Annotated in this window: 14 protein-coding genes; 10 read left to right on the forward strand and 4 right to left on the reverse strand. The window is 58.3% G+C overall.

The window, feature by feature from the left end; genetic code table 11:
- Positions 1-48: 48 nt before the first annotated feature.
- The 3 genes from uvrD to corA all read left to right on the forward strand — a co-directional run bounded on the left by uvrD (position 49) and on the right by corA (position 3,518).
- The gene (gene uvrD, locus ACOTXF_RS16100) at positions 49-2,211 is read left to right on the forward strand and encodes a DNA helicase II (RefSeq protein ID WP_008501541.1); all 2,163 of its coding nucleotides are present in this window, start codon (positions 49-51) and stop codon (positions 2,209-2,211) included.
- A 149-nt stretch (positions 2,212-2,360) separates the two neighbouring features.
- The gene (gene ysgD / locus ACOTXF_RS16105; RefSeq protein ID WP_212743980.1) at positions 2,361-2,417 is read left to right on the forward strand and encodes a YsgD/CorL family protein; all 57 of its coding nucleotides are present in this window, start codon (positions 2,361-2,363) and stop codon (positions 2,415-2,417) included.
- Between the two features lie 150 nt (positions 2,418-2,567).
- Positions 2,568-3,518 carry a magnesium/cobalt transporter CorA gene (gene corA / locus ACOTXF_RS16110; RefSeq protein ID WP_008501540.1) on the forward strand — a complete coding sequence of 317 codons (951 nt, stop codon included), beginning with the start codon at positions 2,568-2,570 and terminating at the stop codon, positions 3,516-3,518.
- 84 nt (positions 3,519-3,602) lie between these two features.
- Here corA and rarD read toward each other — a convergent pair whose 3' ends face one another.
- Together rarD and yigI are read right to left on the reverse strand one after the other, a co-directional pair.
- Positions 3,603-4,499, reverse strand: coding sequence for an EamA family transporter RarD (gene rarD / locus ACOTXF_RS16115; RefSeq protein WP_025910465.1), 897 nt, complete (start codon positions 4,497-4,499; stop codon positions 3,603-3,605).
- Between the two features lie 51 nt (positions 4,500-4,550).
- Complete coding sequence (yigI, locus tag ACOTXF_RS16120) at positions 4,551-5,018, reverse strand: acyl-CoA thioesterase YigI (protein WP_028018184.1); 468 nt, start codon at positions 5,016-5,018, stop codon at positions 4,551-4,553.
- Between the two features lie 163 nt (positions 5,019-5,181).
- Here yigI and pldA point away from each other — a divergent pair, with 163 nt between their 5' ends.
- The 3 genes from pldA to rhtC all read left to right on the forward strand — a co-directional run bounded on the left by pldA (position 5,182) and on the right by rhtC (position 8,653).
- Positions 5,182-6,051, forward strand: coding sequence for a phospholipase A (gene pldA / locus ACOTXF_RS16125; RefSeq protein ID WP_234115326.1), 870 nt, complete (start codon positions 5,182-5,184; stop codon positions 6,049-6,051).
- Positions 6,052-6,141: 90 nt separating this feature from the next.
- Positions 6,142-7,971, forward strand: coding sequence for an ATP-dependent DNA helicase RecQ (gene recQ, locus ACOTXF_RS16130; protein WP_021242852.1), 1,830 nt, complete (start codon positions 6,142-6,144; stop codon positions 7,969-7,971).
- Between the two features lie 61 nt (positions 7,972-8,032).
- Positions 8,033-8,653 (forward strand): threonine export protein RhtC, encoded by a 621-nt coding sequence (gene rhtC, locus ACOTXF_RS16135; protein ID WP_010426287.1) that lies wholly within the window; start codon positions 8,033-8,035, stop codon positions 8,651-8,653.
- Here rhtC and rhtB read toward each other — a convergent pair.
- A complete protein-coding gene (rhtB, locus tag ACOTXF_RS16140) occupies positions 8,650-9,270 on the reverse strand; it encodes a homoserine/homoserine lactone efflux protein (protein ID WP_008501533.1) in 621 nt (206 codons plus the stop codon). The genes rhtC and rhtB overlap by 4 nt on opposite strands.
- A 109-nt stretch (positions 9,271-9,379) precedes the next feature.
- On the opposite strand from rhtB, the gene pldB reads away from it, so the two are divergent.
- The 3 genes from pldB (at position 9,380) to ACOTXF_RS16155 (ending at position 12,186) form a co-directional block, all read left to right on the forward strand.
- On the forward strand, positions 9,380-10,372 hold the full coding sequence (gene pldB / locus ACOTXF_RS16145) for a lysophospholipase L2 (RefSeq protein WP_045417641.1): 993 nt from the start codon (positions 9,380-9,382) through the stop codon (positions 10,370-10,372).
- Between the two features lie 31 nt (positions 10,373-10,403).
- Complete coding sequence (yigL, locus tag ACOTXF_RS16150; protein ID WP_232927019.1) at positions 10,404-11,204, forward strand: sugar/pyridoxal phosphate phosphatase YigL; 801 nt, start codon at positions 10,404-10,406, stop codon at positions 11,202-11,204.
- Between the two features lie 82 nt (positions 11,205-11,286).
- Positions 11,287-12,186, forward strand: coding sequence for a carboxylate/amino acid/amine transporter (locus tag ACOTXF_RS16155; protein ID WP_232927022.1), 900 nt, complete (start codon positions 11,287-11,289; stop codon positions 12,184-12,186).
- Here ACOTXF_RS16155 and metR read toward each other — a convergent pair.
- The gene (metR, locus tag ACOTXF_RS16160) at positions 12,074-13,027 is read right to left on the reverse strand and encodes an HTH-type transcriptional regulator MetR (RefSeq protein WP_232927026.1); all 954 of its coding nucleotides are present in this window, start codon (positions 13,025-13,027) and stop codon (positions 12,074-12,076) included. The two genes, ACOTXF_RS16155 and metR, sit on opposite strands and share 113 nt — an antisense overlap.
- Before the next feature lie 115 nt (positions 13,028-13,142).
- Here metR and metE point away from each other — a divergent pair, with 115 nt between their 5' ends.
- Positions 13,143-15,404: a 5-methyltetrahydropteroyltriglutamate--homocysteine S-methyltransferase gene (gene metE / locus ACOTXF_RS16165; RefSeq protein ID WP_047745942.1), complete on the forward strand. Its 2,262-nt coding sequence runs from the start codon at positions 13,143-13,145 to the stop codon at positions 15,402-15,404.
- The last annotated feature ends 14 nt before the right edge of the window (positions 15,405-15,418 follow it).

Below are 15,418 nucleotides of genomic sequence, written 5' to 3' on the forward strand. Positions count from 1 at the left end.
CGCCACCGGGCGTTTTGCTCTGTTCCTGAATACTATGTGACGGTGCCAATGGACGTTTCTTACCTGCTCGACAGCCTTAATGACAAACAGCGTGACGCGGTTGCCGCCTCGCGCACCAACCTGCTGGTGCTGGCTGGAGCGGGCAGTGGTAAGACGCGCGTGCTGGTTCACCGTATCGCCTGGCTGCAGAGCGTGGAAAACTGCTCGCCGTACTCCATCATGGCGGTCACGTTCACCAACAAGGCGGCGGCGGAGATGCGCCACCGCATCGCCCAGCTGATGGGCACCAGCCAGGGCGGGATGTGGGTCGGCACCTTCCACGGTCTGGCGCACCGCCTGCTGCGTGCGCACCACATGGACGCCAACCTGCCGCAGGATTTCCAGATCCTCGACAGCGAAGACCAGCTCCGTTTGCTGAAGCGCCTGATCAAGGCGATGAACCTCGACGAGAAGCAGTGGCCGCCGCGTCAGGCGATGTGGTACATCAACGGTCAGAAAGACGAGGGGCTGCGCCCGCACCACATTCAGAGCTTCGGCAACCCGGTCGAGCAGACCTGGCAGAACGTCTACAAGGCCTATCAGGAAGCGTGCGATCGCGCCGGCCTGGTGGATTTTGCCGAGCTGCTGCTGCGCGCTCACGAGCTGTGGCTCAACAAGCCGCACATCCTGCAGCACTACCGTGAACGCTTCACCAACATTCTGGTGGACGAATTCCAGGATACCAACAACATCCAGTACGCGTGGATCCGCCTGCTGGCCGGCGATACCGGCAAGGTGATGATCGTGGGCGATGACGACCAGTCGATCTACGGCTGGCGCGGGGCGCAGGTGGAGAACATTCAGCGCTTCCTCAACGATTTCCCCGGCGCGCAAACCATCCGTCTGGAGCAGAACTACCGCTCAACCAGCAACATTCTGAGCGCGGCCAACGCCCTGATTGAGAATAACAACGGGCGTCTGGGTAAAAAGCTGTGGACCGACGGCGTCGACGGCGAACCGATTTCGATTTACTGCGCCTTCAACGAGCTCGACGAAGCGCGCTTCGTGGTCAACCGCATCAAAACCTGGCAGGACAACGGCGGCGCGCTGGAGCAGTGTGCCATTCTCTATCGCAGCAACGCCCAGTCGCGCGTGCTGGAAGAGGCGCTGCTGCAGGTGGGGATGCCGTACCGCATTTACGGCGGTATGCGCTTCTTCGAACGTCAGGAAATCAAAGATGCGCTCTCGTATCTGCGTCTGATTGCCAACCGTAACGACGACGCGGCGTTTGAACGCGTGGTCAACACGCCGACCCGCGGGATTGGCGACCGCACGCTGGACGTGGTGCGTCAGGCCTCGCGCGACCGCCAGCTGACGCTGTGGCAGGCGTGCCGCGAGCTGCTGCAGGAAAAAGCGCTTGCCGGACGCGCGGCCAGCGCCCTGCAGCGCTTCCTTGAACTGATTGACGCCCTGGCGCAGGAAACCGCCGACATGCCGCTGCACGTGCAGACCGACCGGGTGATTAAAGACTCCGGCCTGCGCACCATGTACGAGCAGGAAAAAGGCGAGAAGGGCCAGACCCGTATTGAGAACTTAGAGGAACTGGTGACGGCAACGCGCCAGTTCAGCTACAACGAAGAAGACGAGGACCTGATGCCGCTGCAGGCGTTCCTCTCCCACGCCGCGCTGGAGGCGGGCGAAGGGCAGGCGGACACCTGGCAGGATGCGGTTCAGCTCATGACCCTGCACTCCGCCAAAGGTCTGGAGTTCCCGCAAGTGTTTATCGTCGGGATGGAAGAGGGGATGTTCCCGAGCCAGATGTCGCTGGATGAAGGCGGACGTCTGGAAGAGGAACGCCGTCTGGCCTACGTGGGCGTGACGCGTGCGATGCAGAAGCTGACGCTGACCTACGCTGAAACCCGACGTCTCTATGGTAAAGAGGTCTACCACCGTCCGTCGCGCTTTATCGGTGAACTGCCGGAAGAGTGTGTCGAAGAGGTACGTCTGCGGGCGAGCATCAGCCGTCCGGTCAGCCATCAGCGCATGGGCTCGCCGATAGCGGAAACCGACACCGGCTACAAGCTGGGCCAGCGCGTGCGCCATTCTAAGTTTGGCGAAGGCACCATTGTGAATCTGGAAGGCAGCGGCGAGCACAGCCGCCTGCAGGTGGCGTTCCAGGGGCAGGGGATCAAATGGCTGGTGGCCGCCTACGCGAAGCTGGAAACAGTCTAACTTTCAGAAAAATATCATTATTTTGTAATAATCTGCTAGCCTTATACGTTGAAGGTCAATTAATGCCCTTCAGCGTTTCGTTGCGTGTTGACGCCACAGTTATAGCTGGCGTAACATGCGCGCACGATTACGCTAAGAGGACATTCGCCTTGGACACACCCAGTAGATACTGGCTCAATTCCCTGTCATCCAGGAACAACTCCTAAGGCTATCTCCTCTTGCTGATGGCCTTAGTGGTTGTCAGCGACTGCATTATTCCCGTCGCGCTGAGTCAGGCTGTTTAATGGTCTGAAACCCAATTTGTTTCTGTGTGCCCACCGAACTGTCCGATATTTTTTGCATTGGGAGTCCCGGTCATGTTGAGCGCATTTCAACTCGAAAATAACCGACTGACTCGGCTTGAAGCCGAAGAGTCACAGCCCCTCATTGATGCCGTATGGGTGGATCTGGTCGAGCCGGACGACGATGAGCGCCTTCGCGTACAATCTGAGCTGGGGCAAAGCCTGGCAACGCGCCCGGAACTGGAAGACATCGAAGCATCCGCCCGTTTTTTTGAAGACGAAGACGGCCTGCACATTCACTCCTTCTTCTTCTTCGAAGATGCCGAAGACCACGCGGGCAACTCCACCGTGGCATTTACCATTCGCGACGGCCGCCTGTTTACCCTGCGCGAGCGTGAGCTACCGGCATTCCGCCTCTACCGCATGCGCGCCCGCAGCCAGGCGATGGTGGACGGCAACGCCTATGAGCTGCTGCTCGATCTGTTCGAGACTAAAATTGAACAGCTGGCGGATGAAATTGAAAACATCTACAGCGATCTGGAAAAGCTGAGCCGGGTGATCATGGAAGGCCATCAGGGCGATGAGTATGACGAAGCGCTCTCAACGCTGGCGGAGCTGGAAGATATCGGCTGGAAGGTGCGTTTGTGTCTGATGGATACCCAGCGCGCGCTGAACTTCCTGGTGCGCAAGGCGCGTCTGCCGGGCGGTCAGCTGGAGCAGGCGCGTGAGATCCTGCGCGATATCGAATCCCTGCTGCCGCACAACGAATCCCTGTTCCAGAAGGTCAACTTCCTGATGCAGGCGGCGATGGGCTTTATCAACATCGAGCAGAACCGCATCATTAAGATCTTCTCGGTGGTGTCCGTGGTGTTCCTGCCGCCGACGCTGGTGGCGTCCAGCTACGGGATGAACTTTGAGTTTATGCCGGAGCTGAAGTGGAGCTTTGGCTACCCGGGGGCGATTATCTTTATGATCCTCGCGGGCCTGGCCCCGTATCTGTACTTTAAGCGTCGTAACTGGCTTTGAGAATCCGCCCGGTGGCGCTACGCTTACCGGGCCTACAGATCTTGTAGGCCGGATAAGGCGCAGCCGCCATCCGGCAAAAAGGCACTACAGCCCTCTGCGCCCCCTGCGCTGGGTATAAATCGCATCCGCAACAAAGATCGCCAATGCCACCCAGATAAAGGCGAACGTCACCATCTTATCCGCACCCGGCACTTCGCCGTAAAACACCACTGCCAGCAGGAACATCAGCGTCGGGCCAATGTACTGGAAGAAGCCCAGCGTGGAGAGACGCAGGCGCGTCGCTGCACCGGTGAAGCACAGCAGTGGAATGGTGGTTACTACGCCCGCCGCCATCAGCATCAGGTTCAGCGACCACGGATTGCTGCCCATGTGGCTGGTTGGGCTGTCGGCGATGCCGAAGAGATAAATCGCCGCCACCGGCAGCAGCCACAGGGTTTCAAACAGCATCCCCGTCTGCGCTTCCACCGCAATCTTCTTACGCACCAGGCCGTAGAAGGCAAAGCTGAACGCCAGACCGAGGGCGATAATTGGCAGCGAGCCGAACGTCCACAGCTGCACCAGCACGCCGCAGAAGGCCAGAATCACCGCCACCCACTGCATCCGGCGGAAGCGCTCACCGAGGAAAATCATCCCCAGCACGATGTTAACCAGCGGGTTAATGAAGTACCCCAGGCTCGCTTCGAGCATGTGATGGTTATTCACTGCCCAGATAAACAGCAGCCAGTTACCGCCAATCAGCACGGCAGAGAGCGCCAGCAGGAAGATCTTCTTCGGGGTCTGCAGCAGCGTTTTGACGCCCGACCACTGACGGCTGAGGCTCATCAGCGCAATCATAAAGAAGAAAGACCAGATGACGCGGTGAGTGAGGATCTCGTCAGCCGGAACGTAGGCGATTAGCTTGAAGTACGCCGGGGCGATACCCCAAATAAAATAAGCGGCAAGGGCGAGTAAAACGCCCTGCCGCGTCTGTTTAGCATCCATCGGGAAAATCCGTTACAAAAAAGTGAATCAATTTTACCCGATTTTGCCGCCTCAACCCACCATATAAGTGGCGGTTGCGCTGGCGATATAAACCTGTTCTTCGTTGTGTAATTCCACGCGCGCCACGGCAACTTTATTCCCGGCGCGCAGCAGGCTGCTGGTACAGGTGAAGCGGTTTCCGCGCCCCGGGCGAAGATAGTCGACGCGCAAATCAATGGTGCCCATACGGGACAGACGCTGGCGAAGTTCGTCTTCGTTGATGGTGTCATGGCGCGTCAGCGTACTGCCCACGCAGACCAGACCTGCCGCCACGTCCAGCGCGGAGGCAATCACGCCACCGTGTAAAATACTTTGCGCCCAGTTCCCGACCATCATCGGCTGGTTATTGAAGCTCAGCTGGGCAAAGTCTTTCTCGTAACGCTCCAGCTCCAGTCCCAGCGCACGGTTAAACGGCATATGGTAAACAAATATCTCGCCCACGAGTTTTAACACTTCTTCGGCGGTAAGCATGGCTGACATGAGGCATCACATCCTTATTGTTAACGAAATGTTGATTTTATGCCTCAGCAACAAGGAATGCTACTTTCAGAAACGAGGATGCAGCAGTTGTCGCAGAAGTCTGTAGAATGTTCGCCACATAACTATTCAGGTAATTTTACTCTTTTGCAGGAGAACACCACCGATGCGGACGTATCTGGCCTGGTTACTGGCGGCGATTTCGCTGCCCCTCACAGCCTATGCGCAGGAAGCGACAATTAAAGAGGTGCATGATAAGCCTGCCGTGCACTGTAGCATTATCGCGAACCTTCTTCAGGAGCATGACAATCCGTTCACGCTCTATCCGTACGACACCAACTACGTGATTTACACCCAGACCAGCGACCTCAACAAAGAGGCGATAAGCTCCTATAACTGGTCTGATAATGCGCGTAAAGATGAGGTGAAGTTTCAGCTCAGCCTCGCGTTCCCGTTCTGGCGCGGCATTCTGGGGCCGAACTCGGTGCTCGGTGCGTCTTACACGCAGAAGTCCTGGTGGCAGCTCTCTAACAGCGGGGAATCCTCGCCGTTCCGCGAAACCAACTACGAGCCGCAGCTGTTCCTCGGCTTCGCAACCGATTATGAATTCGCCGGCTGGACGCTGCGTGACGTCGAAGTGGGCTTTAACCATGATTCTAACGGCCGTTCCGATCCGACTTCCCGTAGCTGGAACCGCGCCTATACGCGCCTGATGGCGCAGAACGGTAACTGGATGGTGGAGGTGAAGCCGTGGTATGTGGTCGGCAGCACTGATGACAACCCGGACATCACCAAATACATGGGCTACTACCAGCTCAAAGTCGGCTATCAGCTGGGCGATGCCGTACTGAGCGCGAAGGGGCAGTATAACTGGAATACCGGTTACGGCGGCGCGGAAGTGGGCTTAAGCTATCCTATGACGAAGCACGTTCGTATCTATACGCAGGTCTACAGCGGTTACGGCGAGTCGCTTATCGATTACAACTTCAACCAGACCCGCGTCGGCGTGGGCGTGATGCTGAACGATATTCTCTAGGCTGCTCGAATGTTTTTGCGTTAAACGTTGAAGTTTCTCTCTCAGGCGCTGAAAATAGCGCCTGTTTCATTTCAGGCATATGGGGTTAACGTGGCGCAGGCGGAAGTATTGAATCAGGAGTCGCTGGCTAAACAGGTTTTGCATGAAACCTTTGGCTACCAGCAGTTCCGCCCTGGCCAGGAAACCATCATTGAAACGGTGCTGCAAGGCCGTGACTGCCTGGTGGTGATGCCGACCGGCGGCGGTAAGTCCCTCTGTTATCAGGTGCCCGCGCTGGTGCTTAACGGCCTGACGGTCGTGGTATCCCCGCTCATTTCGCTAATGAAAGACCAGGTTGACCAACTGCTCGCCAACGGCGTCGCGGCGGCCTGTCTGAACTCGACGCAAACCCGGGAGCAGCAGCAAGAGGTGATGGCCGGGTGCCGCACCGGGCAGATCCGCCTGCTGTATATCGCGCCGGAACGCCTGATGCTGGATAACTTCCTCGACCATCTCGCGCACTGGAATCCGGTTCTGCTGGCGGTGGATGAAGCGCACTGTATCTCCCAGTGGGGACACGATTTCCGCCCGGAATACGCCGCCCTCGGCCAGCTGCGTCAGCGCTTCCCCGAGCTGCCGTTTATGGCGCTTACCGCCACGGCGGATGACACCACGCGCCTGGATATCGTTCGCCTGCTGGGGCTGAACGACCCGTATATTCAGGTCAGCAGCTTCGACCGCCCGAACATCCGCTACATGCTGATGGAAAAATTCAAGCCGCTGGATCAGCTCCTGCGCTACGTCCAGGAGCAGCGCGGCAAGTCCGGCATCATCTACTGCAACAGCCGCGCAAAGGTGGAAGACACCGCTGCGCGTCTGCAAAACCGTGGCTTTAGCGCGGCGGCATACCATGCCGGGTTAGAGAACCACATCCGCGCCGACGTGCAGGAAAAATTCCAGCGCGACGACCTGCAAATCGTCGTCGCGACGGTGGCGTTCGGGATGGGGATCAACAAGCCCAACGTGCGCTTTGTGGTGCACTTCGACATTCCGCGTAATATCGAATCCTACTATCAGGAAACCGGCCGCGCCGGGCGTGACGGTCTGCCTGCGGAAGCGATGCTGTTTTACGATCCGGCCGATATGGCGTGGCTGCGCCGCTGTCTGGAAGAGAAGCCGCAGGGCCAGTTGCAGGATATCGAGCGCCACAAGCTCAACGCGATGGGCGCGTTTGCCGAAGCGCAAACCTGCCGTCGTCTGGTGCTGCTCAACTACTTTGGTGAAGGACGGCAGGAGCCGTGCGGTAACTGCGATATCTGCCTGGATCCCCCAAAACAGTACGATGGCCTGATGGACGCGCGTAAGGCGCTCTCGACCATTTACCGCGTGAACCAGCGCTTCGGGATGGGCTACGTGGTGGAAGTGCTGCGCGGTGCCAACAACCAGCGTATCCGCGACATGGGCCACGACAAGCTGCCTGTCTACGGTATTGGCAAGGACCAGAGCCACGAGCACTGGGTCAGCATTATTCGTCAGCTGATCCACCTCGGCTTTGCCACACAGAACATTGCTCAGCACTCCGCGCTTCAGCTGACCGAAGCGGCGCGTCCGGTGCTGCGCGGTGACGTTGAACTGAAGCTCGCCGTGCCGCGCGTGGTCGCCCTCAAGCCGCGGGTGATGCAAAAATCGTACGGCGGCAACTACGACCGCAAGCTGTTCGCCAAACTGCGCAAGCTGCGTAAGGCCATCGCTGATGAAGAGAACATCCCGCCATACGTGGTGTTCAACGACGCGACGCTCATTGAGATGGCCGAGCAGATGCCGCTCAGCGCCAGCGAAATGCTCAGCGTTAACGGCGTCGGTACGCGCAAGCTGGAGCGCTTCGGTAAAGAGTTTATGGCACTCATCCGTTCCCACGTTGATGGTGATGATGAGGAGTAGTCAGCCGGGCGAAAAAGTGCCAGGATGATGACTCACTGAATTATTTCCCCGCGAGCTAATTATGTTAATGCTATTTCTCACCGTGGCGTTAGTGCACATCGTTGCGCTGATGAGCCCGGGACCTGACTTTTTCTTCGTGTCGCAAACGGCCGTCAGCCGCTCCCGCAAGGAGGCGATGATGGGTGTGCTCGGTATCACCATGGGCGTTATGGTCTGGGCGGCGGTTGCGCTGCTCGGTCTGAACCTGATCCTGGCGAAGATGGCCTGGCTGCATAACATCATTATGGTCGGCGGCGGGCTGTACCTGTGCTGGATGGGTTACCAGATGCTGCGCGGGGCGCTGAAAAAAGAAGAGAAAAAACCGGAAGAGCCAAAGGTCGAGCTGGCAACGGGCGGCCGCAGCTTTGTAAAAGGGCTGCTGACCAACCTGGCGAACCCGAAAGCGATTATCTATTTCGGCTCCGTGTTCTCGCTGTTTGTGGGTGATAGCGTCGGTGCGGGCGCACGCTGGGGCATCTTCCTGCTGATCGTCGTTGAAACCTTTGCCTGGTTTACCATCGTGGCCAGTCTGTTCGCCTTACCGGCGATGCGCCGCGGCTACCAGCGTATTGCGAAGTGGATCGACGGCTTCGCCGGCGCGCTGTTCGCCGGCTTCGGCATTCATCTCATCATTTCTCGCTAAGCATGACGCGCTGACGCAAGCAGCGCGCCAACCAGCATAAACAGCGAACCAAAGACTTTATTCAGGGCCTTCATCTGCTTAGGCCCTTTAATCCACGCCGCAATCCGCTGCGCCAGCGTCGCGTAACCAATCATGACGATAATATCGACGATAATGGTGGTCGCGCCCAGCACTACGTACTGCATCACCTGCGGCTGATGCGGCACGATAAACTGCGGGAACAGCGCGGCGAGGAAAACGATGCTCTTCGGGTTGGTCAGGTTGACGAAAACCGCACGCTTAAACAGATGACCGCGGTTTTGCGTCTGAGCGAGCGTATTCAGGTTAATGGAGCCTGCCGCGCGCCACTGCTGGATGCCGAGCCAAATCAGATAGGCCGCCCCGGCCCATTTCAGCACTTCAAAGGCCAGTACGGAGCGGGAGAACAGGGTGCCCAGACCAATCCCGACCAGCACGATATGAATGCCCAACCCGGTCTGCAAACCGGCAATGGATGCCGCCGCGCCGCGATAGCCGTGGTTGATGGAGGTGGTCATGGTGTTAATGGCGCCCGAGCCCGGTGAAAGGCTAAGGATGATGGATGTCAGCAGGTAAGCGAACCACCACTCGAAGGTCATTTGAAACTCCCGAATTGTCTGTTTTTATGCCACAATACGCTATTGTTGAGTCATTTTGTGACCGGTTACGAAAAAACGATATTCCTTGGCTTAGGTGAGTAGAAACCCAATGTTTCAGCAGAAAAAGGACTGGGAAACACGAGAAAACGCATTTGCTGCTTTCTCCATGGGGCCGCTGACCGATTTCTGGCGCCAGCGTGAGGAAGATGCGTTTACGGGCGTCGGGGGCATCCCGGTACGCTTCGTTCGTTTCCGTAATGAAAAAAATGATCGGGTCATCGTGGTCTGCCCGGGGCGTATTGAAAGCTACGTTAAATACGCCGAACTGGCCTACGACCTGGTCCATATGGGGTTCGATGTGCTGATCATCGACCACCGTGGACAGGGGCTGTCCGGGCGCATGCTTCCGGACACGCACCGTGGGCACGTCGATCGCTTCAGCGATTACGTCGACGATTTTGCCGCGTTCTGGCAGCAGGAAGTGCAGCCCGGCCCTTGGCGTAAGCGATATATCCTCGCGCACTCCATGGGGGGCGCGATATCGACGCTGTTCTTGCAGCGTTATGAACACCAGTGCGATGCCATTGCGCTGACCGCGCCAATGTACGGTATCGTCATACGTTTCCCGGACTGGATGGTGCGCCATCTTCTCGACTGGGCTGAGGGCCATCAGCGCATTCGTGAAGGCTATGCCATCGGAACCGGACGCTGGCGCGCGCTGCCGTTCGCCATCAACGTCTTAACCCACAGTCGGCAGCGTTATCGCCGCAACCTGCGCTTTTATGCCGATGAACCACGCCTGCGCGTCGGCGGCCCGACCTGGCACTGGGTGCGGGAAGGTATTCTGGCCGGTGAGCAGGTGCTGGCAGGCGTGGGCGATGATGACACGCCAACGCTGCTGATCCAGGCGGAAGAAGAGCGTGTGGTGGATAACCGCATGCACGACCGCTATTGTGAACTGCGCGCCGCCGCCGGTCACCCCTGTGAAGGGGGAAAACCGCTGGTCATCAACGGCGCGTACCATGAGATCCTTTTTGAAAAGGACGCTATGCGCTCAGTCGCGCTCAACGCCATTGTTGAATTTTTCAACAGGCATAATTGATTTTTGTTTTCCACCAGAGGTTGAAATCCCTATGTACCAGGTTGTTGCATCTGATTTAGATGGCACGCTGCTTTCCCCTGACCACACCCTGTCGCCTTACGCGAAAGAGACCCTGAAGCTTCTGACCGCCCGTGGCGTGAACTTCGTATTTGCCACCGGCCGCCACCACTTCGACGTGGGGCAGATCCGCGATAATCTTGAGATCAAATCGTACATGATCACCTCCAACGGTGCGCGTGTGCACGATACCGACGGCAACCTGATCTTTACCCACAACCTGGATCGCGATATTGCCGCCGATCTGTTCAGCGTGGTGCACAACAACCCGGCTATCGTTACGAACGTTTACCGCGACGACGACTGGTTCATGAACCGCCACCGCCCGGATGAGATGCGTTTCTTCAAGGAAGCCGTATTCAACTACTCCCTGTACGAGCCAGGCCTGCTGGAGCCGGAAGGGATCAGCAAGGTGTTCTTCACCTGCGACAGCCATGAAGAGCTACTCCCGCTGGAACAGGCGATCAACGCCCGCTGGGGCGATCGCGTTAATGTCAGCTTCTCGACCCTGACCTGTCTGGAAGTGATGGCGGGAGGCGTCTCCAAAGGGCACGCGCTGGAAGCGGTTGCGAAACGTCTGGGCTTCGAGCTGAAAGACTGTATCGCCTTTGGTGACGGCATGAACGATGCTGAAATGCTGTCGATGGCGGGTAAGGGCTGCATCATGCAGAACGCGCATCAGCGTCTGAAAGATCTGCACCCGGAGCTGGAGGTGATTGGTTCTAACGCTGACAACGCGGTACCGAAATACCTGCGCAAGCTGTTCCTTGAATAATCTTCATTTGGTTGTTTATTGCTCAGTTGTCAACTAAAGAGTTCGCTACAATGCCTCTCCTTCTTTCTGAGAGACAAGCATTGTGGCGCTACTCATTATCACCACTATCCTGTGGGCCTTCTCCTTTAGCCTGATTGGCGAATACCTTGCCGGTTCGGTCGACAGCTACTTCTCGGTGCTGATGCGCGTGGGGCTGGCGGCGCTGGTATTCCTGCCGTTTCTGCGCACGCGCGGGCAGTCGCTGAAAACGATTGTGCTGTACATGCTGGTGGGGGCGATGCAGCTCGGCATCATGTACCTGTTCAGCTTCCGGGCTTATGTCTACCTGTCCGTCTCGGAATTCCTGCTGTTCACCGTGCTAACACCGCTCTATATCACGCTGATCTACGATTTGCTTAGCAAGCGCCGCCTGCGTTGGGGATATCTGCTGAGTGCGGCGCTGGCGGTGATTGGCGCGGCAATTATTCGCTACGACAAAGTGAGCGATCACTTCTGGACCGGGCTGATGTTCGTCCAGCTCGCCAACATCAGCTTCGCCATCGGCATGGTGGGCTACAAACGCCTGATGGAAACCCGTCCGATGCCCCAGCATAACGCGTTTGCGTGGTTCTACATGGGGGCCGCGATCGTCGCGGTGGCGGCGTGGTTTATGCTGGGTAACCCGCAAAAGCTGCCTACCACCACCGTACAGTGGAGCGTGCTGATCTGGCTGGGCGTCGTGGCTTCCGGGTTGGGGTACTTCATGTGGAACTACGGCGCGACGCAGGTCGACGCCGGTACGCTCGGGATCATGAACAACGTACATGTTCCTGCAGGGCTGCTGGTCAACCTTGCCATCTGGCAGCAACAGCCGCACTGGCCAAGCTTCCTTATTGGGGGAGCGGTGATCCTGGCTTCGCTGTGGGTCCATCGAAGCTGGGTCGCTCCGCGCTCCGCACAAACGGAAGATGGTCGCACGCGTGGTTCCGCGCTGAGCGAATAAACGCCTCCGTAATCGGCTGACGCTGCTCGCCATCGCGCACGGCGGCGTACAGCCGGCTCCACAGTCCTTCACCCAGGGTTTTGGTGACCACCAGGCCCTGGCGTTCAAAGCTCTCTACCACCCAGTGCGGCAGCGCCGCGATACCCATTCTGGCCGCCACCATCTGAATCAACAGCAGGGTGTTATCCACGCTTTTTAGCTGCGGACTGATGCCCGCGGGCTGCAGGAAGTGTCGCCAGATATCCAGACGACTGCGCTGAACCGGGTAAATCAGCAGCGTTTCCGTCGCCAGGTCTTCCGGCGTGATGCGCGTTTTGGTCGCCAGCGGATGGTCCGGCGCCAGTACCAGGCGTACTTCATAATCAAACATCGGCGAATAGTGCAGGCCGCTGCGCGGCAGAATATCGGACGTCATCACCAGATCCAGCTCGCCCTGCTGCAGCGAGGGCTGCGGGTCAAACGTCACGCCGGATTTAAAGTCCATCTCCACCTGCGGCCACTTCTGGCGGAAGTTCTCAAGCGCGGGGGTCAGCCACTGAATACAGCTGTGGCACTCAATGGCGATACGCAGCGTGGTCTGCTGCGGTTCGTTACACGCCTGCAGCGCGCTGGCGATCTGCGGCAGAACCTGATTCGCCAGCTGAAGCAAAATTTCGCCCTGCGGCGTAAAGCGCAGCGGCTGGCTCTTACGCACAAAAAGACGGAAGCCGAGGCGTTGTTCCAGATCGCTGAACTGGTGAGAAAGGGCGGACTGGGTCTGGTGCAGCGTGGCCGCCGCTGCCGCGAGCGATCCGCAGTTCCGCAACGCTTGCAGCGTTTTCAGGTGTTTTATCTCGATCATGAAAGTCCTTCACTTCGCCATGAACATTTTGCGCTTGAGGAATATACAGTACCTGCCAATTATAGAAGTGTAAACATCTGGACGTCTAAATAACAAATTTCACAAGGGGCATACCATGACAATCCGCAATCACACTCTCGGTTTCCCTCGCGTTGGCCTGCGTCGCGAGCTGAAAAAAGCGCAAGAAAGCTACTGGGCGGGGAACGCCACCCGTGAAGAACTGCTGGCAGTGGGGCGCGAGCTGCGCGCCCGTCACTGGGCGCAGCAGAAGCAGGCGGGAATTGACCTGCTGCCGGTGGGCGATTTCGCCTGGTACGACCATGTTCTGACGACCAGCCTGCTGCTTGGCAACGTGCCGGCTCGTCATCAGAACAACGATGGATCGGTAGATATCGATACCCTGTTCCGCATCGGCCGTGGCCGTGCGCCAACGGGTGAGCCAGCGGCAGCGGCGGAAATGACCAAGTGGTTTAATACTAACTATCACTATATGGTGCCGGAGTTCGTAAAAGGTCAGCAGTTCAGGCTGAACTGGACGCAGCTTCTGGATGAAGTGGACGAAGCGCTGGCGCTGGGCCACCAGGTGAAACCCGTACTGTTGGGGCCGGTGACCTATCTGTGGTTGGGGAAAGTCAAAGGCGAGCCGTTTGACCGGCTCAGCCTGCTGAAGGATATTCTGCCGGTCTATAAGCAGGTGCTGATTGAGCTGGGCAAGCGCGGCATTCAGTGGGTGCAAATCGACGAGCCCGCGCTGGTGCTCGAACTGCCTCAGGTTTGGCTTGATGCTTTCAAACCGGCTTACGATGCACTCAACGGACAGGTGAAGCTGTTGCTTACCACCTACTTTGAAGGTGTGACGCCGAACCTCAGCACCATCACCAGATTGCCGGTGCAGGGTCTGCACGTTGACCTGGTGCACGGCAAAGATGACGTCGCAGAACTGCACAAGCGCCTGCCAGCAGACTGGCTGCTCTCCGCCGGTCTGGTCAACGGCCGTAACGTCTGGCGCGCCGATCTGACCGAGAAATACGCACAAATTAAAGACATCGTCGGCAAACGTGAGCTGTGGGTGGCCTCGTCCTGCTCGCTGCTGCACAGTCCGATCGATCTGAGCGTGGAAACCCGTCTCGCCCCTGAAGTAAAAAGCTGGTTTGCCTTCGCCCTGCAAAAATGTGAAGAGCTGGCGCTGCTGCGCGATGCGCTGAACAGCGGCGACACGGCGGCGATTCGCGAATGGAGTGCACCAATCCAGGCGCGCCGCCACTCGGCTCGCGTGCACAACCCGGCGGTGGAAAAACGCCTGGCGGCCATCACCGCTCAGGACAGCCAGCGCCAGAGCCCGTATGAAGTCCGTGCCGAAGCCCAGCGCGCCCGCTTCAACCTGCCCGCGTGGCCAACCACCACTATCGGTTCCTTCCCGCAGACCACCGAAATCCGCGGCCTGCGTCTGGACTTCAAAAAGGGGAATCTGGATGCGAATCACTACCGCACCGGGATTGCCGAACACATCAAGCAGGCGATTATCGAGCAGGAGCGGCTGGGACTGGACGTGCTGGTGCACGGCGAGGCCGAGCGTAACGACATGGTGGAATACTTCGGTGAACACCTGGACGGGTTCGTCTTTACCCAGAACGGCTGGGTGCAAAGCTATGGCTCCCGCTGCGTCAAGCCGCCGGTGGTCATCGGTGACGTCAGCCGCCCGGAGCCGATCACGGTTGAGTGGGCGAAGTACGCCCAGTCCCTGACCGACAAGCCGGTAAAAGGCATGCTCACCGGTCCGGTGACCATTCTTTGCTGGTCCTTCCCGCGTGAGGACGTGACCCGCGAGACCATCGCGAAGCAAATCGCGCTGGCGCTCCGTGATGAAGTGGCGGATCTGGAAGCCGCAGGCATAGGCATCATCCAGATTGACGAACCGGCCCTGCGCGAAGGTCTGCCGCTGCGCCGCAGCGACTGGGATGCCTACCTGAAGTGGGGCGTGGAGGCGTTTCGCATCAACGCCGCGGTGGCGAAGGACGACACCCAGATCCACACCCACATGTGTTACTGCGAATTCAACGACATCATGGATTCGATTGCCGCGCTGGACGCTGACGTGATCACCATCGAGACCTCGCGATCAGACATGGAGCTGCTGGAGTCGTTTGAAGAGTTCGACTACCCGAACGAAATCGGTCCGGGGGTGTACGACATACACTCTCCGAACGTGCCGAGCGTGGAGTGGATTGAGTCGCTGCTGAAAAAAGCGGCCCAGCGCATTCCGGCAGAGCGTCTGTGGGTGAACCCGGACTGCGGCCTGAAAACTCGCGGCTGGCCGGAGACGCGTGCCGCGCTGGCGAACATGGTGAAGGCGGCGCAAAACTTGCGTCAGGCTTGATGATGCGTAGGCCC

Origin of the sequence: Enterobacter cloacae complex sp. IR53041 (assembly GCF_049238285.1) — a bacterium.
Lineage (GTDB): Bacteria > Pseudomonadota > Gammaproteobacteria > Enterobacterales > Enterobacteriaceae > Enterobacter > Enterobacter roggenkampii.

Excerpts from the sequence above, each read along its gene's own strand:
- uvrD (WP_008501541.1), top strand. The coding sequence starts at position 49 with ATGGACGTTTCTTACCTGCTCGACAGCCTTAATGACAAACAGCGTGAC.
- corA (WP_008501540.1), top strand. The coding sequence starts at position 2,568 with ATGTTGAGCGCATTTCAACTCGAAAATAACCGACTGACTCGGCTTGAA.
- rarD (WP_025910465.1), bottom strand. The coding sequence starts at position 4,499 with ATGGATGCTAAACAGACGCGGCAGGGCGTTTTACTCGCCCTTGCCGCT.
- yigI (WP_028018184.1), bottom strand. The coding sequence starts at position 5,018 with ATGTCAGCCATGCTTACCGCCGAAGAAGTGTTAAAACTCGTGGGCGAG.
- pldA (WP_234115326.1), top strand. The coding sequence starts at position 5,182 with ATGCGGACGTATCTGGCCTGGTTACTGGCGGCGATTTCGCTGCCCCTC.
- rhtC (WP_010426287.1), top strand. The coding sequence starts at position 8,033 with ATGTTAATGCTATTTCTCACCGTGGCGTTAGTGCACATCGTTGCGCTG.
- rhtB (WP_008501533.1), bottom strand. The coding sequence starts at position 9,270 with ATGACCTTCGAGTGGTGGTTCGCTTACCTGCTGACATCCATCATCCTT.
- pldB (WP_045417641.1), top strand. The coding sequence starts at position 9,380 with ATGTTTCAGCAGAAAAAGGACTGGGAAACACGAGAAAACGCATTTGCT.
- yigL (WP_232927019.1), top strand. The coding sequence starts at position 10,404 with ATGTACCAGGTTGTTGCATCTGATTTAGATGGCACGCTGCTTTCCCCT.
- metR (WP_232927026.1), bottom strand. The coding sequence starts at position 13,027 with ATGATCGAGATAAAACACCTGAAAACGCTGCAAGCGTTGCGGAACTGC.
- metE (WP_047745942.1), top strand. The coding sequence starts at position 13,143 with ATGACAATCCGCAATCACACTCTCGGTTTCCCTCGCGTTGGCCTGCGT.